Raw genomic sequence first — 18,954 nt, forward strand, 5'->3', positions numbered from 1 at the left:
CTCGCTGTCTCGGAGTTACTAAACGTAGACATGGATTCACCTGTGACCGCGCTCAGTTGACACCAGGCTGGACACCACGGCGGCTCTCGTGTGGTGCCCATCGGGCTGAGCGCCGTCACCCTTGGTCGGCGCGATAAACGCCACTGCGAGGGAGTCGTCTAGTCGTCCCACAGTGCTGCAATCCGGTCTTCGATCTCGTCGAGGACCAGTTGCAGGACATCACGATGATCGGTCGGCCACGAATCATCGTCACCGGGCGTCGGGGCGGTGGGCGGGGGATGGAAGTGGTCGCGCGTATTGTGGGGGTTCGGATGCCGATCCCATCGGCATTCCCAGGTGTGCCCCGAATGTAACTCACGATAGTGGATTGTGAAGTCGTCGTTCGTGTACCAGCGGACAGTCAGGGTTGCGTCGTCGACGGGCGCTGGGTAGTATGACGATGCAAAGACGACCTGAAGCTCGAAATGGCCGCTTGCATCCGTGATGGCCGCGTGGGAGACCTGCCTCGTCGCATGGAGCCGTGTCTGAAGGAACTCGAGGATGGGACGATCGATGGGGGCCGGGCTCCCACCATCGCCTGTCGGTGGCACCATCGAGCGGGCTACCCGGATGCCTGTTCGCGTTCGCTACCCGTGCGTTGCTGGCGCGCCCGTTCGTAGCAGTCTCGCTCTTCGCGGGCGGTCGCCCAGTCGCCGAGGTCGCTGTACACGTCGTCGATAGTCCGCTCGTCGCTGCCCTCCGCGGCGGCGACGGCATCAACGACGGCCGGTGACGCGGCGTCGTACGCCTCCTCATACTTGGTGATGCGCGTTGTGAGCTCACGAACACGTTCCTGCAGTTCCTCAACGGAGTGGTCTACTGCGAGCTGGTTGATGCGTCGCCACTCGAAATACGCGTCATTGCGTTCGTACGTGGCTGGATGACCATCGTGTCGGGTGACGATGCCGAGGTCGTCGAACCACCCCAGATACTTCCGGGCGGTCTTGGGGTCACAGTCGGCGGTGTCGGCGATCGCGCTCGCCGTCGTCGGCTCGCGGGTCTGCAGGATGGTGCCGTAGATGCGCTGTTCGACGTCGTCGCTGCTGAACGGCTCCTCGAAGGGGGGCGGCCCATCGGGGGCGTCTGTCTCGAACATATTCAGGATTGCAGCGTGAAGGATATAGTTCTTACTTCGGGGAATAGTTTCCTGAACTGCCGGATCCTGCGGTAGCCCCGTTTTGTGGCGAGATTGAGCGTAGTTAACCAACAAACAGCGTATAACACCGAGTCTGTTGGTTAATCTTCTCGGCTCGCAGAATCAGAACGCTCGAGAGAGGTTTTCGGATGGCGGTGAAGCGGCGCCGCTACTAAGATTGGCCACCGAAGAATCGACTCAACAGAGAGGATGGCTCTGAGTCATCACCGGTCTCGCTCGCAGTACCGGAGTCTTCCTCGTGGGACTGCTCAGTTTCCCCGTCACGGGCTGCGAGTTCGTCGGTGAGGCGCTCGATCTCTGTTTCGAGGGTTTCGATCCGCTCAGTCTTCTGTTCGAGTGTTGCCTCGAGTTCGTCGACGCGCTTACTCAACAAGCGGTTTTTCTCCACCAGATACGCACGACTCCGGTCTGCCTCGTCAGGCGTCCCGCCAGTTGCGACCCTGTCAGGTGTGCCGTGGGGATCTTCGGTATCGCCGCCGGCGTCCGGGTCGTAGAACTCCGACGTGGTCGCAATCGCTCGCTCGATGGTCTTCTCGCCGTACGTCGACCCGTCAGCGTAGTGGACCTCGTCCCACTTCTCCCGCATCAATCCCGACTGGCGGAACAGCTGCTCCATTTGGGTCCGGTCACCACCGGTCCAGAACGCCAGCAAACAGCACAGCGCCATGTCGGCCTCGGACTGACTGTCGTAGCCGACCGTATTCCCGTTCCAGAGCCGCTCGAACTTCTCGCCGTTGGATGCGTTTCGCGCTTTCTCGAGGAGGTCCTCGTCTTCGAGGTCGACGTCAACGTCAGCTGCATCGGTCGTCGGTGACCGGTCGTCAGCGTCACCACGCTGTTCGGACTCGGGTGCTGTGTCACGCTCGGTGTCTTGGACGTACTCGCGGTGAATCGCTGTGAGCGAGTCCTGTCGACGTGCAACGCGCGTCGGTGTCCGCTCAACGTGGTCGCCAGTAACGGTGAAAAAGCGTGCCGTGTCGTACAGTTCGACGCTCCCGCGCCGGTTCCGTCCCTCGGGGAGTGCGCCAGTGATCAGGACGTGATAGCCGGTACCGGACGGTGACACCTCCGTATAGGAGTCGAGTCGTTCGATGATGTCCAGCGCTGCGTCGTCGACGTCGTCTGTCTCGGGATCGCGGCAGTCGTCCAGATCGACACCGACGATGGGATCGTCGTCAGTAAACACGAACCCAACGCCATCGGCGTGCTCCGTCTCGGTGTAGTCGAGTGCTGCCTCGAAACTCGCCCAGGTCTCCGACTCTGTTGCTGACGCGAACCCCCCTGCCCCTGGCGTCACCGGAATCTTCGTCGGTTTGCCGTCTCGCTCCTCCTCGCGCCAGCACACCCACTGGTCGCGTTCGCGTAACGTCTCCGGAATCGCCTCCGGCTCGTTGACGATAGGGTCACTCATCCTCACGTAGCACCTCGCATGGCTCTCACTGGCTCTGAGCCAGCACAGAACGCTCTCTGCTGTACGTCGCGATCCAATCCCTTGGTCCCAACGGGGACCCCCCGTTCTATCCTAGTTGGTTGTTGGGTGGAACACCCGCTATAGCAGGTTAAAAATCGCTGGACGTGAGCGTGTTCCACCCATTTCGGCCGTTTCGTAGCTGTTCCACCCATTGAAGATTTGGGTGGAACATGCCGCAGTCGGGTGATTTCCGACCTTCGAGTTTGATTGGATGAGGTCATGATTCAGCTTGGGTGGAACAGGTCTCAAGAAGTCCCGATGATATCGGGAATTGGACCGTGTACGTCCATTTCATGGCTGAAAGTCCTCTTCAGACCGGATGCGGACACCAGTGTAATGCGGGACGGGTTCCCCGTCGATTCGCTTCTTCGTGGAGTACACCTTGATGTGGGTGTTGAGCTTCCGGGTGAACCAACTCTTATTCAGCGGATCGTCGATTCCGTGTGCCTCTGCCCAGTCGTTGTAGAGACCGAATACATCGTCTTTCGGCACGGCTTCATCCGCGTCTTCGACGAGATATTCGTCGACAAACGCTTCGAACGACGGTGGCGATTGGTCTTCCTCGACTTTCTCATCGGCCTGGTCGGTCTGACTGGGTGGTTCGTCAGCGGCCGCTGATTCAGGCGATGCGGGACGGAATGCCCCGTCAGTGATTGCCGAGAGTGGCCGCTTCTCACCGTCTTCATACACGACCGATTTCGCCTCATCGTGAAGGATAAGGATGCCGTACGTCGAACGTGTGTAGTCTGGTACGGGGAGGTCGGCTTCGGGGACGAATGGCTTCTTGACACGTACCCAGTCGTCCTCGAACGCCGATTTCGTCTCGTAGATGTGTTGCTCACCGTGCTCGTATACGACGTACTCGTCGGCAGCGTGGTCGTAGCTGTAGATGGCTGGAACACGATCTTTCGAGAGTGTTCCAAGCGACGGGAGGCGGATGTGTTCCGTCCCGCTGGTATCACGAAGGACGATCTCGTCGCCATCACGCTGCCAGATATTCTGGGTCCCGTTCTCGTCGTCGGTCGCCGGTCGCACGGCCGTCACTCCACCTTCTTCGGTCGCTCCACCGTTGAACGTGAGATTCGAGTCAGTCGTGTAGAACCGTGTCTCACCATTCTGGAGGGTACGGACGGGTGGTGTGAGAATGCCGTCGACACGCTCGGCCCACTCAGTTTCGTCGTTTCCTGGGCGAACGACAAACAGCGGGATATCCCCTGCTTCTTGGGCTTTCCGGAGATTCGTGAGCACCTTTGCGGGATTCTCGGGTGTCGTCGTTTCGACTTCGATGGCGAACCGGTCGGCAACGTCGGGGTGGCTCGCCCTCGCGTCAGGTTTCTCGCTGCCATCCTGTGCGAGGATCGAGACAGTGAAGCCGAGTGCGGTGAGCTCTTCTTCGATCTGGAGGAGTGCTGCGTCGTGGACACTCCCACCAGCGGCCTGCACGCTACCAGTATCGGGTGTCGAGACATCCTCTCCGGCGTCAGTGAGCCGGATGCGGAGCTCGTCGGCGTCGATATCGACGGTCGTATCGAGGTATCGTGATCGTTCGCGAATGTCCGCGAGTGCATCATACGATGGCGGCTCGGCGTCGACGTCGTCAAAGAGGCGTCTGAGTTCGTCGTCAACCGCTTCAACGGCCACCCAGCCGTTCTCCTCCCGGCACTCCTCTCGAAGCTGGAGACTCCGGACCACCGTCGCAATCGCGACGTCCAGGTCGTCGCTCGCGATATCGAGCACTCCGTGTCCGTCGGTCGGTGTTCTCGTTGTTGAGGCGTCTGTTGCGGCCGGCACGCCGTGTTCGTCATTGATGTCCTCGTGCATCGAGGAGAGTGTCTCAGTGAAATGCCCCTCTTCACGCTCAGTGAGCGGGGATTCGCTCTCGGGGTGGCCCGGTGGAATCGGGAGTGGTTCGAGACTGAACGGATACGGCCCCGTTTCACCGAACGTCGGGCTTGGCAGGCTGGCGATCCACTCCCCTCGTGGCAACGAACGAATCCGATTGGCGAAATCCACGGGGTCCATCTCTTCGTGGGCCATCGCTCGCGCCAGTTCCCGGTCGACGTTGATTTTCCCGATGAGTGAACTGCCGATGTTGTTCAGAGCATTCAGGTAGATCTTCCGCCCACCTTCAGCCTCCATCTGTTCGGGGAACTGCATCGACAGGCCAACAGAGAGCCGGAATCCCCGGCCTTTCTCGAGGAGATCATTCATGATGTCGGAGACCACGACCGACGCTGCCTCGTCGACGAGCAAGTTCACGACGTAGTCGTCCGAGTGCTGGGAGAGGGCCTGTTTGCGGTCCTTGAGAGCTGCATCGAGATTGGTCAGGATCACACCGGTCATGATCCGGGCAGCGTCGTCGCGGAGGTTTCCGAGGTCGAAGAGGATGACCGTATCCTCGTCGAGGACATCCCGAAAGTCGAACTGGTTCTCGGTATTGTTGAAGATCTGCCGTAGGTGTGTATCCTGTGAAATGTACGCAAGGCGGTTTCCGACACCACCCATCACGTTCGCGAAGGTGTTTGGATCTAACTGGAGCTGCCGTCGAATCGTCCGCGTGACTTCCTCGTCGCTCGACCGTGGGGCGTCGCCGATGTTCTCGTTCGGTGGCCCGGCCTCCCAGAGCTGGTCGACGACGTGTTCGAGCTGTCGGTGGGCGAAGTAGTCCGTCGACGCTCGGTACAGCCCGTTTTCACGCCCGTATTCCTCGTCGAACAGTGCCTTGATGAGCGTCTTGATGAGAGTCGGGGCCACAGTCGCCCGCTCGTAGCGGTCGGTTCCCATCACGAGCTTCAAAATCTCTTCGTAGTGGTCGGCCTTCCGTTGGACGGCGTCTTCGCGGCGCCGTCCGCTCTCCATCGACGGTTCGAGATCGAAAAACGAGAACCCGGGGAGCACGTCCGGGATTGGGAAGTGGACGACGTTCTCTTCGAGGTCGGTCATTCCGAACCGACGCGCGTGAGCCCGCATATAATTCTGGGCCATATCGTCGTTCTTCGGGATGATGAGGATCGTCGGACCCTCGGTGTTGTCGTACAGCGACAGCATATCGTTGATGAGGGCTTTCGATTTCCCAGAGCCGGTTGTTCCGAACCGGCCGTAATGTGTGGGCAACAGTCCGGGTGGAATGTGTGTCGGCACGTCTTCGGCCTCGCCGGTGTCGTCGAGGGCATACCCGATTGCCATCCCGTCTCGGAACTCACCCATAAGGTCCTGGTGCGGACGGGGCAACGGATTCCGACTCTGCTGTTCCGCACGCGTCCCACGTGCCCCCTCGACAGTAAGCTGCTCCGAGGAGGGGACGAGTACGAAGTGCGCGAGTTCTCGACCACTCAGGACGAACTCCGGTCGGGTCGTCCCACGACCGGTCGTGATCTCACGATCCAAGAGCCGCTGCAGCGCCGCTCGTGCGTTCCGTTCTTTTGTGGCTGCCCGCAAGCCGCTGTCACGTATTCGTTCGGCCGCAACCTGGTAGTACGGTCCGTCAAGCGGGTCGAATACCGGGACAAGTGATTGCATCCGATCATCGAGATCATCGCGACCGTCGTCCCCGGACGGAATCCCGATCGCTCGGATGTTCGCGGTGAACGAGCGCTTCGGATTTGTCGCCTCGATTGCCGCGACACGATTTGCAACCGCGTCGCTCAGCTGGTTTCTGTCCCGGCTCTCCGGCTGATCGTCGAGTTCGAAGAGGGAGCCAATAATCTCCTGAGCGAGTGTGTCCCGTCCGTCGATGACGTCCTCCTTGCGAAGGTCGGCATCAGACTGCCAGCTCTCGCGTCGCTGAAAGACCACCTGGAACGCTACTGGTGCTGTCGCCTCCATCAGATGGTCGACGAGCGACGCGAGCGCACCTCCTGGCTGATCGACGGCTGGGAGTTCTGCTTCGTCGTCGGCAGTGAATGGTGAGAGTGAGGTCATCCAGTCCTGCTTCCGAGTCGCCGACCCTTGCCACCGCACGCCGAGTGGGGAGACGGTCTCGGTCGCTGGCCGGGCGAGTATCGTCCCTTCTGATGTTACCGTTGGTTTGGCAAGCGTGGTGAGTGGCTCATCATCGGGAATCGTATCTGGTGGGGCGAGTTCGAAGGCAGTATCGCCGATCTCGATGAAGTGGTCGGGGAACTGGTCGCCGACCGTTCCTCCATCCGCGACTGATTCGGCGTCCCCTGGCCCCGCTTGACTGTTGTCGTAAGTGCCACACTCGTATTGCTCGTCAGGACCGAACTCGTACGTGAGCTCGCCTGACTCATAGTGCTCGACGAATGTCTCGCGGTCGAATTCGACAGGCTGTACGAGTCGGGATGCGATGTCGACCTCGGTACGCTCGATGTCGAACGTCTCGGGATAGACCGACCGGAGCCGTTTCTCAAGGGTATCCAGATGGTCGTCGGCACCGTAGTAGAATTCGACGGGGTCATCTTTCCCCTCGCTGAGCGCGAGGAATTCGAACCGGGGCGGTGTCTCGCTATGTAGTGGATTCAGTTTGTCGACCAGCCCTGTCGAGTCCGTTGCGGTCAGTTTGTGGAGGCTTTCCAGTGCCTGGGGCACACGCTCCGGCGTGAGTTGTTCGGATGTCGGCGTCACGCGAAGGTACTCACGCATCGTCGTCACCTCCCGCTGCGCCACCATCAGTCTCTGCTGGCGTCTGCTCAGGTGGGCGTTGTCCGTTGTCGGTCGCTCGGCTTTCAATATCGTCTTGGAACGCCTGCACCTCCGCGTCCACAGCATTCTCACCAGTCCCCGGGAGTGAGTCTCGCCGTTGCTCGGTTGGCTCGAAGTCGATGACCTGCTTCTCCTTGGGCATCGCTTTGACCTGGATGCCGCGCCACTCGCCGTCGACGCCCACCAGGGCCTCGGAGAAGCCGGCGTCCTCGTTGCCGGGGACGGCGTCTTGGACGAACCGCATCTGTGCGTAGTTCAGCCCGAACTCGTCGGCCCACTCATCATCCATCCCGTCGAGGCGGTGGAACTGCTTGACCGCACACTGGTCCAGGATGGCCTCAGATTCGGCGTGCTCGAAGAACTCGTCGACGGTCTGGGTGACCAGCCGAATCGAGAGGTCGTGGTGTCGGTGGTGCCGGAACACCGTCTCGAGGAACGCCAGACTCGCGGCGTCCTGCATGATGTAGCGCGCCTCGTCGATGTAGAACACTACCTCCTTCTCCGAGACCTTCGCCCGCTCGTAGACCAGCGAGATCAGCAACTGCATCGTCAGTGCCGTGCTGCTGTCGACGCTGCCCTCCTGCTGAGCGAGGTCGAGGTAGATGACCTTCTCGTCCCGAATGTCGAAGTCGGACTCCTGGCCGAGGTTGGCGTGGCGACCGTCGTCCTCGAAGGGGCGGAGCTGGTCGAGGAGCCACGTCGCATCCTCCTTGATCTTCCCTGCCTCTTCGTCGGACCGGACGACGAACTCCTCGGGGTCGTCGACCATATCCTCGAACACGTCCATCATGTCGCGGATGGTCGGACTCGGATTGCTGTGCGTCGAGATGTCGTCGGTGATGCCGTTGCGCTGGTAGGCACGTTTGAGGGCGAGTTCGAGCGTGGTTCGCCGGTCTCCCAGTGAGATACCACGGAGGGCGAAGAAGTTGGTGAGGAAGCTCATCGCGTCGTCGAGTTTCTCGTTGAACGGGCTCGCGTCCTCGCCCATCGCCCGCTGGACGTGCTCGGGCGTCTCCCGAATCTCTAGGGGATTGAGGCCGAGCGTCCCGCCGACCGTGATGCGTTTGGCGTCGAGCGCCTCTGAGACGCCCGCCCAGTTGTTCAGGGGTTCGAGGATGATGCCGATACGGTCCTTGCTCTGCTCGATGGAGCGGATGAAGTTCTGCTTGGAACTGAACGACTTCCCCGAGCCGGTATCGCCGACGGTGAACATCGCGTACCCGTTATCTCGGGCAAAAGGATCGATGACCACCGGGCTCTGGTTGTCTTTGTGAATCCCGAACTCGACGCCGCCCTCCTCGAGAATCGTCGCGTTGTGCGGCGAGGAGAGTAACGCCCCGACGGCGCCGCCGAGCGCGATCGACGTCCGGCCGAACTCGTTGTCACCGATGGGCGCGGCGGACTGGAGAGCGAGATCCTGCCGACAGATCGCCGTCTTCGGCGTGAGGTTCGCTGGGTCGTCGCGGAGCGCGCTCTTGACCGTCTGGACGGCATCTCTGAGTTCGTCTTTCTCGTCGGCCCGCACGGTGATGAACATCCCCTGGTCGAAGACGTTCGCGCCGTTCTCGACGGCCTTGTACGTCGCTGCGGCCTCGTTCGCGCGCTCTTGGAGATACGCGCTCCGGATACTCTGTTCGAGGTCAGCGTCCACCTGAAGGTCGTCAGCGATGTCCTGCAGTTCGTTCCGGGCCCGCTCCTGATTTTTCGGCGTGATGTGGGCCGTCAGATCGAACTGGACGTCGGTCATCTCGAAGAGGTCGCTCAGATATCCGTCATTGGGATAGTCGGCATAGTTAGCGATGTACAGCGTCGTCGTCCACTGCTCGCCGACCCGTGCGGCGCGCGTTTCCCACTCGACAGCTCCGGGCGCGGTAACGGTCTTGTGCGACTCCGATATGTCGTCGAGGAGCTTGCGTTCGGCCTCGCCTTCTTCGAGTGTCTCCTCCTCGAGGACATCGGTGAAGTCCACGTCTGGTTCATCATCCGCAGTGAAGCGGTCCCAGAGGTACTTACTGCCGACGCCAAGGCCGAGACCCATTGCAAGGGCAAGTACTGCACTCTCTGCTGGCGTCAGATTCTGGAGCCACCCGGCGACGGAGCCAAGCGCGCCACCACCCGTCTGGAGGATCACGTTACGCATCGTGTGGGTCCTCCCGGCGCGAGTGGCCGATGATCGATTGGTCGCGAACCACACGCTCCGCCTCGTCGTAGTCATGTTCGCGACCGTTCCAGAAGTCCATATTCAGGACGAACAGCTCGACCGTGCTGAGGCGGCGTGCGGACCACCCCGACGCCTGCTGTATGAGTTCGGAGCGAACGTCGTTCACGCGACTGTCGAGCTTCTCGAACATCTGCGCACGACGTTCGACGTCGGTGAGGTCCTCGCGGCGGGTGACGAACGGGTTGAACAGGAACCCGATGACGGGGAACTGGGTCAGCTTCTCGGCGGGGGTGCCCTCGTCGCGGAAGCGGTCGTACACTTCTATCGGGCTGACTTCAACGCCGATGTAGTACCGGACCTGCTGAATACCCCGGTCACGCATTTCCTTCGGCCGTGTCTCCCGGTACTCTTCGAGGAGTTCCCGGAAAATCGGGTTCTCCGTGACGTCTTCGTCAGTGAGTCGATCCTCGATGGTCTCGGTGATCTGCTCGACCGGGAAGGAACGGGTTGTGGCGTGGAGTTTGAGCTTCGAGTCCAGCTCTTTGTTAGCGAACTCTTCGCCGGCGTCCTGCAGCTGCGCCCAGTCGTCGGACATCGCGAAATCCATGTTGGCCGGATCGATCTCGATGAACGCCTCCATCGCGCCGTCTTCACGCTGGATCGCGCCAGCGCCCGGCCACGCCCGCTTGATGTTTGTGAGGTCCTGCGTTCGCTCGTCCGGCTTGAACGGCGTGTAGTTCGCGAGTCCGCCTTCGTTCCGCTCTGACTCGTTGGTACTCGTGTCGGCGTCGGCGGGCGCACTGAACGTGACCTGAGGGCGTTTGAGGTACCGATAGACGTCTTTCGTCCACGTCCAGGCGTTCAGGTGGGTTGGTGAGACGTAGATGACGGCAACGCCAAAGCCAAGCCCGCCAGCAACGAACGGGAGGGCAAGCGACTCGATCCCGGTGAGGCCAGCGATAAACAGCCCAATAATGGGGAAGGCGATGAGCATGCCGACGTCCCCTTCCTCGATATTGAGATACGGGATGCGACTCTCCTCGCCGAACTGATCCATGATGCGCCGTGCGGCCGCGTCTTGATCTGTTGACATTGTTAGTGGATTCCTCGATCAAAGTCCATCCCGCGTCCGTCACTCGCCGATTCCGCTGTTGCTCCACCTGGGTCATTCTCCGTTCGACGGTACGACGGCGTGCCGCCATCGTCCGCTCCGTGCCCACCGCGGGCAGCTGCTTTTTGCGCGACGGCGTGGCCAGCGGCGGCTTTCGGCCCCCACCGGGCGGCGGTCGTCGCGACGCCGGCGCCACCGACGTAGGCCCCGGCGGCGACACCGCCAACGAGGGCTGCGCCTTTCGTCGCACCGCCGACGACTTTGGCCGTCAACGGGGTCGCGTATTTGAACGTCTTCCACGTGATGAAGAGTGCGACCAGTGGGAGGGACGCAGCGACGAGATATTTGAGGAACGCTGATTCTGGTGTGAGCGTCCCACCAGAGTAGATCAAGTCGTATCCCTTGAGGACCATCGCTGCCGGCAGCGGGAGGACAGCCAACGGGACAAACCGTTTGCAGAACCCCATCGCGATATCGGATACGACCGGAATGTTTCCGTAGGCCAGTGCAATAGCAATCGGCATTCCGTACAGGTAGACATAGAGCAGGATCACCCGGATGTAAAACAGCGCCTCCAGAGCCCACATCGAGATTCCACCAATCACGGCGAACAATAGCCCCAGTCCGGGGTTTGTGATGGCTGCTCCCAAGAACTGAAGCATCGCTGAGGCTACGGAGGAAAGCTCCGGCATCAGTGCAATGGTAAACCCGTCGACGAGGTAGAGCGCGAGAGTTCCAACCCAATACCACGTAATGATTAGAAAAGCTCCGACCCAGGCTGTTTTCTTGGTTTTTCGGGCTTCGTAGGTACTTCCGATATTGAAGATTCGAACTGTGTGACGCCCTTGGACGCTCATCACGAGGAGCAAAAGGGCAACCAGCATGATTTCGCCGCCGATGAGAGCATCGTGAATCGCTGGCCAGGGTGCATTGGTTGGTTCACCGAAGACAAATGCTCCGTTCGTCTCTGGGGTCGGGGTTCCGAACATTCCCTCAGTCAGAGTCTCATACCCCGACCTGAGACCGTCCATGAACAGCCCGATGAACCAATCAACGACGCCTTTGATACCCTCAAGAACGACGTCAATGAGATCAACCATCGTCAGGCCTCCGTGATCGTGACCTCACAGTCAGTCATCTCGTCAGACCCGGAATACTGGACATTGTAGGTACTCGTGACCCGATTGCCACTGACTTGGGTCTCGACGATAACCGTGAACTGCCCGCTGTTACCATCTGGGGAACACCCCATTCCGTCCTCACTCTCTGAACCGAACGGGAACGAATTACTGAACAGGTCGGCCGTCTCACCAGGGGAGATTACTACCCGGTCGGTTTCGTGCATTCCACTGCCTCTGGGGTTCTCAATTGGATTGGGAACGTCTCCGGAGAAGATTAGTTCAGTTATCGCTTCCGGACCACTTCCTGTGTTCTCTACCGTGACGAATGCCTCGCCATTCTTGATCCGGTCAGTCTCGCTCTCACCATAGACTTCGTCCCACGGCTTATCTGGATTATTCCGATAGAGTCCAACATCCTGTATCTGAATCTCTGGACGGAGTTCAGTCGTGGTCTCAACTACTGTCTCCTCGCCTTTCAACGCGAGTACGCGGTACTCACCGGGCGCATACGCGGTGCTGATCTCGAACGAGACCTGTTGAGCACCCGCGGCTACGTCACGCTTCCCGAATAGCTCGCCGTTCGGTTGGATGAGGTTGACCTGGTCAATGTCGGCCTCTTCGGAGAGTTCGACGACGAGTGTTGTCCCCTCGACAGCGATACGCGTGAGTGGACCTTTGCCATCTGGAGAGGTCGTTCCGTCACCAGGCGGCCCAGAACCGCCATTGTCGTTCAGACAGCCCGCGACGCTCACGAGGGCAGCACCTGCGACTGTTCGGAGGGCGGTTCGCCGACTGATGTGTGGGTGGTTTCTAGTCATGGACTATGGGTTCCGTTGGAAGATGTCTTCTGGACCGAGCATTCGGAGGAGCCGCTTGCCTGCGTAGAACATCACAATAAACGGGATGAGCTGCCAGCCGACCTCGAAAATGAAGGCGAACCAACCGTCGATGGTGCCGAGCGGGTGCCAGCGAACAGTTGCCGTCGCACTCACATACGCGGGGTCGTGCCCGAGCCACGAACCTGGGTGGTACCGAGCCGTGTAGATGCCCGGTTCGTCGATCGTCACAACCGCCACCCCGGAGGCGTTGGTCTCGACGCGTTGCTCTGCGACGGTGATGTACCCGTTGCGAGTGTTCCCACCGATTGGATATCGTCGGTCGGGATCGCTGAGCACGATTGGTGCGCCGGTCTCGTTGTCTCGGAGTTCGATGCGGAGTGTGGCCTGACTTTCGTTCTGCTGGAGCACCTCAACAGTCAGATTACTGCGCCGGAGCTGCCGCTCTGAGCCAGCGTCAGGTGCCACAATCGAGGCGTTCACACCCCGCACGATCCCCGCTACCTGGAGCGCGTTGCGGTCGACGTTCTCCGCGCGAACCGCAACACCGTACGTCGTTGTGTACGACTGGTTGACGATGTCGATGTTGATGTTCTCACCGAGCGTTCCGTCCGGAGACGGTCGGTTAGTGCCCCATGTATCGATGATCTCTGGGCCATCGCGAACTGGTTCAGCACGCGGGCCGATTCGCGACGGATACGCGTGAACATAGACCGGAATCGCGTCAGACTTGACGGTGGCGCTGTCGGTCCGGTTCGACCTGACGAGTGTATCCCAGTTGGTGTTCCGAGCGGTGTAGAACCGCCAGACGCCACGCACTCGTGCGCTTCCATTCTCCGTCAGCGTGTACCCTTGCCACGGTCTGGACTGGAAGATAGCCACACCAGCGTCACCATTGGGATACTCGGCGTAGTAGGGGTACGCCGAGAGGTCGTAGATCTCGACGGCAATCGAGTCCGAGACGTTGAGCGACTCGGTACGATACGTGACCTCGACATCGGTCTCGTCGCCTCGGTCGATTCGCGTGGTCTTCTTCAACCGGACGCTGATCTCGGCTTCAAGCGTGAGATTTGCACTCCAGTCATCCTCGATCTGGTAGTCGAGGGCCGGCGTGTGCGAGCCATCACGTTCGACGATGGTTTCACCGTCCTTCTTCAATCGAACCTCCTCGACCTCGTTGCTCGCGAGCGACCACTCGATCGTCGTGTTCCCTGAAGAGCTTCCGTTCGGGACGCGAACACGATAGTCAACGAACCCCCGCATCGTGCCGTTCGGTGCGATATAGAGCGGTGTTTCACCCGACTCCAAGTGACCTCGCGTCGACGGCTGCACAGCGAACACCGTGGCGTGGGCGTCCTCGATGAACACCCCGTCTTCGAGCGACGCGTGGCGCGGATGCACGGACGTATCCGACCCACCGGGTTCGAGATCAGCGAAATCGTTTCGCGTCCACGTTGCAGCTGTCGCCGGCGGGCGCTTGAACGTGATGTCCGTCCCGTTTGCGAGTTGGTGCATCGCGGTCCGGCTCTCGCCGTATCGCTGCTGGTACTCCTCCTGGCTGATGTAGCTGTCCGCGTCGCGAGACCACAGCGTGGCTGATTCATTCTCTGTGAGCCCATTTCCCTCCGTGCCTGGCCGTGGCGGGCTTGCAGTGACGAGACCCGTGACTAAGCTCGTCACGAACAGGGCGGCCATTAGCACGGAGAGCTCTCGTTGTGTCATGGGGGCTCGCGACGGGGGTGGTAGTCGCCTACCAGGGGGCGAGGTCGACGCACTGCGCCAACGGGAGGTTCATCATCGACCCAGCGACGGTGTAGAGTGGCCCGAGGGCGACGAGGACGACCGCGGACTTCATCGCCGACCGTTTGTGGCGCTTGAGTCCCTTCTTCTGGTCGGGCGTGATCGTGAACATCTCGATAAGCGAGTCGGCCTGCCACACGACTGCGAGGCCGACAATGCCCAGCGCCGTGGTAAGCTGGAAGAAGCCCTCGATCATGCTGGGAAGGTTGTCCGCACTACAGACGGCATTCGTCTGTGCGGCGGCGGGTTCCACAGCGAACAGGCTCAGGACGACGACGATGAACATAGCTTGCCTGGGAAGCCTACTTGCCGCCGTGGACTGGCTGTCGGCGCGATTCGGGGCCGTCTCGGAGGGCGTATTGTCCTGTGACATAGCGGGTTACTCCTCTGCGTCGTCGACGAGTGCCTTGAGATCGGCGTAGCGGTTGGTCTCCTCGACGATCTCGTCTTTCGTATGGCCCTGTTCGCGGGCCCGTTCGAAGAGATCTCGAAGCTCGTCGGGGTCGACGTCGCGAAGCTCCATCTCATCTCGGAGGGCGCGGCGATAGAGGGCGGACCCGTTGATATGGCTGTTCCACGTCAGGTACAGATCATCGATATCTTCGATGGTGACTGCCCGTGTGATCATATGTTCGGGGTGGGTATGCACCGGTTGAGCCCCGGTCCATGGTGGTGCGATAGCTAGAAGATCGGTATATGCTTTCTGGCCACCAACCGGCGCAAAAAGCTAAAGTAAATTATAACCGGAGAGTTCGTTCACCTCGCAAAGGTACCGTTAACCAACAATGGGGTTAGATTCCGTTGACTGTTGGTTAAGGTTAGGATGGCGCTCTACTCGAGTTCCACGACCCCTCCACGCCCGTTGTCGAGGATTTCTCGCACCTCGGCCAAGAGTTCCTGGCCTTCCTCGTGGAGCCTTGTCCCTTCATCGAGGTCACATTCGTCCGCATCGAGCTGCTCAATGATTTCTTCGACACGGGCCAGCCGGTCGTGGATCTCTTGATCGTTTGCCACGCCTAGATCACCCCCAACCAAAGCCCAGTGATGGCCAACAACAGCAACAGCAACACAGCGATTGCGGCCTTGTAGTAGACCGGCGGGAGCCCCTCGGATGCGGCCGCCTCGTCGACTGCTTCGGCGAGTTCCTGTTCGTGTTCGTGCTCCTGCTGGAAGGTTTCGTACGCGGCGTCGAGTTGCTGGGCCAGCGGCTTGACCTCGCCCGCGAAGAACTCCTCGCTGGAATTCACGATATACTCGCCAGCGGCCGTCGGCGTGATCGTCGCTACATCCGCGACCTGATCGGCGATTAACCGGTCGTCAGTATGCCCGATCGCCGTGACGATCGGGGTGTTCGCTGTGAAGATCGCCTCCGCGACCCGCTCGGTGTTGAACGCTTGGAGGTTCGAATCACTCCCGCCGCCACGGCCGACGATGATCGAGTCGACCTGCTCGGAGCGGTCCAGATGGTGGATGCCATTCGCGATGGACGTGGGCGCCTCAGACCCTTGGACGGTGGCGTCCTTCACCAGGATGTCGACGGTAGGGTCCTGTTCGTGGATCGCGTTCTGGATGTCATAGCGGGCATCGCCACGGAGGGAGGTTACGACCCCAACCCGCTCTGGGAACGCCGGCGGGCGCTGTTTCTGCTCGTCGTCAAACCACCCACGCTCTTCGAGTTCGCTTCGCAGTCGCTCGACGGCAGCTGCCTGGTCGCCGTCGCCGACGACGATCACCTCCCACGGTTTGAGGTCGATTTTCCCGCCCTCTGTCCAGTAGTCGATATCGCCTTCGAGGATGACCTCCGTCCCGTCCTCGAGGTCAGCGTCCATCTTCTGATAGCGGTTCGCCCAGATCATACAGGGAAGCTCGGCCTCGCCGTCGGTGAGCGTGAAGTAGAGCGCCGTACTGTTCTTGTGGAGGTCAGTGACCTCCCCGATACAGCGGACGCCGTTGAGGGCAGGCGTGTCTTGGACGACCGACGCAATCCGGTCGTTCAGCTCTGTAACGCTGAGGACCTCTCCTGTATCGGGTTCAGTTGCCTGCCGTTCGGTATCCGGTGCGTCCGCCATCTTCGTTTCCTAACGTCTGAACAGGAACCTCAAAAAGCTACGTTCGAGTGATGGGGTTGGCTGTGTTACGCAGGCCTACAGGTCGCGGGGCTGGACAGTCTTTCGGTCGTTGGCCTCGGCACGCTTTGCGGCGTCGTCGAGCAGTTCGGCGGCCGCTTCGTTGAGCGCATCGTAGAAATCCGCCGAGACGTTGTGGTCCGAGAGTGTGTCCTTCACGGCTGCTTTGACGATTAGGTCAGACATTCCATCGCGGACTTCTCTCGTCTATATTATAAAGGTTCGAATTTTCGATTTGCCATTTTGAGCATCAGTGAGTAACACAACAGGAAGATACGGAAAATCAATGCGCCAGTGTTGAACGTGGCGATAACCGGACCCATCTCAGAATTACGCCCACAGCTGGCAACATCAGAAACCACCCCGTGGCAAACTATAAACTTAGCCCCATCTAATTTCGCTCTAATGCTGAGCGCCATCATGGAGGACTATCTCAAAGCGATCTATTACCTCCAAGACGAAACGGATGAACGGGTGCGGACCTCGACGTTCGCTGAGCATATGGACGTAGAACAACCCTCAGTCACCAGTATGGTGAAAAAATTGGCCGAGCGCGATTTTGTCCATTACGAACCTTACAAGGGCGTTGTACTCACAGACACTGGAATTCCTATCGCTCTCGAAATCATTCGCCATCATCGGCTCTTAGAACGATACCTGACGGAGCGCCTCGAGTACGATTGGGCTGAGGTACACGACGAAGCAGATCGCCTCGAACACCATATCAGTAGTCAATTTGCCGACAGAATTGCAGAGCAGTTAGGGAATCCGGCAGTTGACCCGCATGGCGACCCGATTCCCACAGCGGATCTGGACGTTTCACCGCCACAATCCGGTGAAACACTCGCTGATCAGCAGGTTGGCGAAAAGGTTCGAATCGAACGGGTGCCAGACCATGACCCAGATCTACTCCGGTACCTGTCTGAACACGGGATTACCCCAACAACGGTAGTCGAAATTGTTGAGACCACCTCATTTGGGATGGTGACGCTTGATCCTGATGGCACTGACGAACGAGTTGCACTTCCTGAGGAAGTTGCCCGAATTATAACCACTCAAACGCTCACTGGAGCTTCAAACTAAACTGATGAGCCTCCATGAGCGAGGATATTAGTTTAGACTCAATCTAAGTTTAGATGGGTCTAATTTATGTATTGGGTGGGACAATGGACGTGTATGGGTATGCGAAGGCTTGACCAGCGGAGGAGATCATGCCATCGATAGATTACAATAGCGCAGCAGACATCACAAAACGGCTTGAGGAGCGATTGGTCGAATCACTCACTGGTGAAACGAGTGTCAGTCGCCGCACGGTCCTCGGCGGGCTCGGTGTCGCTGGGAGTGCAGCTGTCGGACTCGGGAGCTCCCGGGCAAGTGCCACCCCCGATCACGACAATGGGGATGAACACGGTAACTTCGGAGCGGTGGGCGAATATCGTGATTTGAACTTCGACCCGCACGAGTTCCTCACTGCGTTCAATACCGGAGAGAGCGGACAGGATAACGTTCCCCAACAGGTCTACGAAGAGGACGGCCGAACCGTACGGGAATTCGAATTCACTGCCGTCGACACGACGATAGCAATCGCGCCGGGCGTCGAGTTCTCGGCATGGGCGTACAACGGCCAGGTGCCGGGGCCGACGATTCGCGCCGTCGAGGGCGACCTGATCCGCGTGAAGTTCACGAATTTGGGACGACACGCGCACACGATTCACCCACACCTGAAGAACCTCAACCCGCGAATGGATGGGATCCCACAAAATGGGCCTGGCGTTCTCGATACGGGTGAGTCATTCACGTACGAGTGGATCGCACAGCCCGCCGGTACGCACTTCTATCACTGCCACTCGCTCCCCCTGAAAGAGCACATCCACCGCGGACTCTACGGCACGATCATCGTTGATCCGGACCCTGAACGCGTTAGGGAGAGCCCACGCGAGTACGTCAACTACCCGGGCCCGATTACTGATGATTTCCGAGAGCAACTCGTCGCTGAGGCGAAGAGTCGTAACCACGAGTACGCCGAAAACGACGCCGTCAACGAGATGGTGATGGTGATGAACTCGTTCGATACCAACTTCGACGGCGGAAACGAGGTTTACGCAGCGAACACGCGGGCGTTCGGATACGGCGTCGGTGCTACCGATGGCAACGGCAACTGGACGGCGGGCGAGACCAAACGCCCCATCCAGATCGACAAGAACGAACGCCAGCGAGTGTACCTCTCTAATGCGACGGAGTTCGATCTCATCAATTCGTTCCACACACACTCGCAGTTCTTCGACTACTACGACCATGGGACGACCCTGACGCCGACGAACAAGACTGTGGACACGATTATGCAGTGTCAGGCCCAGCGCGGTATTCTCGAGATCGACTACTCGGATCACGAGCCCGGGCTGTACATGTTCCACGCCCACCAGTCTGAGTTCGCCGAACTCGGCTGGATGAGCTTCTTCGAGGTGGTCTAA

The 18,954-nt window shown here is 59.8% G+C and carries 16 protein-coding genes; 2 read left to right on the forward strand and 14 right to left on the reverse strand.

Annotated features, from left to right (window positions below; genetic code table 11):
- Window positions 1–158: 158 nt before the first annotated feature.
- The 14 genes from EGH21_RS24765 to EGH21_RS17850 all read right to left on the reverse strand — a co-directional run bounded on the left by EGH21_RS24765 (window position 159) and on the right by EGH21_RS17850 (window position 16,669).
- Window positions 159–593 (reverse strand): toxin-antitoxin system TumE family protein, encoded by a 435-nt coding sequence (locus EGH21_RS24765; RefSeq protein ID WP_310898189.1) that lies wholly within the window; start codon window positions 591–593, stop codon window positions 159–161.
- Between the two features lie 8 nt (window positions 594–601).
- Window positions 602–1,135, reverse strand: a complete 534-nt coding sequence (locus EGH21_RS17790) for a DUF7342 family protein (protein WP_220619791.1) — start codon at window positions 1,133–1,135, stop codon at window positions 602–604.
- A gap of 211 nt (window positions 1,136–1,346) precedes the next feature.
- Window positions 1,347–2,606 (reverse strand): phage NrS-1 polymerase family protein, encoded by a 1,260-nt coding sequence (locus EGH21_RS17795; protein ID WP_220619792.1) that lies wholly within the window; start codon window positions 2,604–2,606, stop codon window positions 1,347–1,349.
- 351 nt (window positions 2,607–2,957) lie between these two features.
- Window positions 2,958–7,295 (reverse strand): primase-like DNA-binding domain-containing protein, encoded by a 4,338-nt coding sequence (locus tag EGH21_RS17800; RefSeq protein ID WP_220619793.1) that lies wholly within the window; start codon window positions 7,293–7,295, stop codon window positions 2,958–2,960.
- A complete protein-coding gene (locus tag EGH21_RS17805) occupies window positions 7,261–9,468 on the reverse strand; it encodes a VirB4 family type IV secretion system protein (RefSeq protein WP_220619794.1) in 2,208 nt (735 codons plus the stop codon). Before EGH21_RS17805 ends, EGH21_RS17800 begins: the two co-directional genes overlap by 35 nt.
- Window positions 9,461–10,582, reverse strand: a complete 1,122-nt coding sequence (locus EGH21_RS17810) for a TraC-like domain-containing protein (protein ID WP_220619795.1) — start codon at window positions 10,580–10,582, stop codon at window positions 9,461–9,463. The genes EGH21_RS17805 and EGH21_RS17810 overlap by 8 nt, the downstream gene beginning before the upstream one ends.
- Window positions 10,583–10,584: 2 nt before the next feature.
- Complete coding sequence (locus EGH21_RS17815) at window positions 10,585–11,700, reverse strand: TrbL/VirB6 family protein (protein WP_220619796.1); 1,116 nt, start codon at window positions 11,698–11,700, stop codon at window positions 10,585–10,587.
- 2 nt (window positions 11,701–11,702) lie between these two features.
- Complete coding sequence (locus EGH21_RS17820) at window positions 11,703–12,539, reverse strand: hypothetical protein (protein ID WP_220619797.1); 837 nt, start codon at window positions 12,537–12,539, stop codon at window positions 11,703–11,705.
- A gap of 3 nt (window positions 12,540–12,542) precedes the next feature.
- Window positions 12,543–14,279, reverse strand: coding sequence for a DUF8186 domain-containing protein (locus tag EGH21_RS17825; protein WP_220619798.1), 1,737 nt, complete (start codon window positions 14,277–14,279; stop codon window positions 12,543–12,545).
- 28 nt (window positions 14,280–14,307) lie between these two features.
- A complete protein-coding gene (locus EGH21_RS17830) occupies window positions 14,308–14,730 on the reverse strand; it encodes a DUF7985 family protein (RefSeq protein WP_220619799.1) in 423 nt (140 codons plus the stop codon).
- Between the two features lie 6 nt (window positions 14,731–14,736).
- Complete coding sequence (locus EGH21_RS17835) at window positions 14,737–14,985, reverse strand: hypothetical protein (protein WP_220619800.1); 249 nt, start codon at window positions 14,983–14,985, stop codon at window positions 14,737–14,739.
- A 203-nt stretch (window positions 14,986–15,188) separates the two neighbouring features.
- A complete protein-coding gene (xseB, locus tag EGH21_RS17840) occupies window positions 15,189–15,371 on the reverse strand; it encodes an exodeoxyribonuclease VII small subunit (protein ID WP_220619801.1) in 183 nt (60 codons plus the stop codon).
- A 2-nt stretch (window positions 15,372–15,373) separates the two neighbouring features.
- Window positions 15,374–16,426, reverse strand: coding sequence for an exodeoxyribonuclease VII large subunit (gene xseA, locus EGH21_RS17845; protein ID WP_220619802.1), 1,053 nt, complete (start codon window positions 16,424–16,426; stop codon window positions 15,374–15,376).
- Window positions 16,427–16,501: 75 nt separating this feature from the next.
- The gene (locus tag EGH21_RS17850; protein ID WP_220619803.1) at window positions 16,502–16,669 is read right to left on the reverse strand and encodes a DUF1931 domain-containing protein; all 168 of its coding nucleotides are present in this window, start codon (window positions 16,667–16,669) and stop codon (window positions 16,502–16,504) included.
- Window positions 16,670–16,888: 219 nt separating this feature from the next.
- Between EGH21_RS17850 and EGH21_RS17855 the strand changes: the two genes are divergently transcribed.
- Complete coding sequence (locus EGH21_RS17855) at window positions 16,889–17,566, forward strand: metal-dependent transcriptional regulator (RefSeq protein ID WP_220619804.1); 678 nt, start codon at window positions 16,889–16,891, stop codon at window positions 17,564–17,566.
- A 128-nt stretch (window positions 17,567–17,694) separates the two neighbouring features.
- Window positions 17,695–18,954, forward strand: coding sequence for a multicopper oxidase domain-containing protein (locus EGH21_RS17860; RefSeq protein ID WP_220619805.1), 1,260 nt, complete (start codon window positions 17,695–17,697; stop codon window positions 18,952–18,954).

It is taken from the genome of Haloarcula rubra (assembly GCF_019599465.1).
GTDB classification, from domain to species: Archaea; Halobacteriota; Halobacteria; order Halobacteriales; family Haloarculaceae; genus Haloarcula; species Haloarcula rubra.

Coding starts and splice junctions, on each gene's coding strand:
- EGH21_RS24765 (WP_310898189.1), bottom strand. CDS start 593: ATGGTGCCACCGACAGGCGATGGTGGGAGCCCGGCCCCCATCGATCGT.
- EGH21_RS17815 (WP_220619796.1), bottom strand. CDS start 11,700: ATGGTTGATCTCATTGACGTCGTTCTTGAGGGTATCAAAGGCGTCGTT.
- EGH21_RS17800 (WP_220619793.1), bottom strand. CDS start 7,295: ATGGTGGCGCAGCGGGAGGTGACGACGATGCGTGAGTACCTTCGCGTG.
- EGH21_RS17790 (WP_220619791.1), bottom strand. CDS start 1,135: ATGTTCGAGACAGACGCCCCCGATGGGCCGCCCCCCTTCGAGGAGCCG.
- EGH21_RS17830 (WP_220619799.1), bottom strand. CDS start 14,730: ATGTCACAGGACAATACGCCCTCCGAGACGGCCCCGAATCGCGCCGAC.
- EGH21_RS17860 (WP_220619805.1), top strand. CDS start 17,695: ATGCCATCGATAGATTACAATAGCGCAGCAGACATCACAAAACGGCTT.
- EGH21_RS17795 (WP_220619792.1), bottom strand. CDS start 2,606: ATGAGTGACCCTATCGTCAACGAGCCGGAGGCGATTCCGGAGACGTTA.
- EGH21_RS17835 (WP_220619800.1), bottom strand. CDS start 14,985: ATGATCACACGGGCAGTCACCATCGAAGATATCGATGATCTGTACCTG.
- EGH21_RS17850 (WP_220619803.1), bottom strand. CDS start 16,669: ATGTCTGACCTAATCGTCAAAGCAGCCGTGAAGGACACACTCTCGGAC.
- EGH21_RS17825 (WP_220619798.1), bottom strand. CDS start 14,279: ATGACACAACGAGAGCTCTCCGTGCTAATGGCCGCCCTGTTCGTGACG.
- EGH21_RS17820 (WP_220619797.1), bottom strand. CDS start 12,539: ATGACTAGAAACCACCCACACATCAGTCGGCGAACCGCCCTCCGAACA.
- EGH21_RS17810 (WP_220619795.1), bottom strand. CDS start 10,582: ATGTCAACAGATCAAGACGCGGCCGCACGGCGCATCATGGATCAGTTC.
- EGH21_RS17805 (WP_220619794.1), bottom strand. CDS start 9,468: ATGCGTAACGTGATCCTCCAGACGGGTGGTGGCGCGCTTGGCTCCGTC.
- xseA (WP_220619802.1), bottom strand. CDS start 16,426: ATGGCGGACGCACCGGATACCGAACGGCAGGCAACTGAACCCGATACA.
- EGH21_RS17855 (WP_220619804.1), top strand. CDS start 16,889: ATGCTGAGCGCCATCATGGAGGACTATCTCAAAGCGATCTATTACCTC.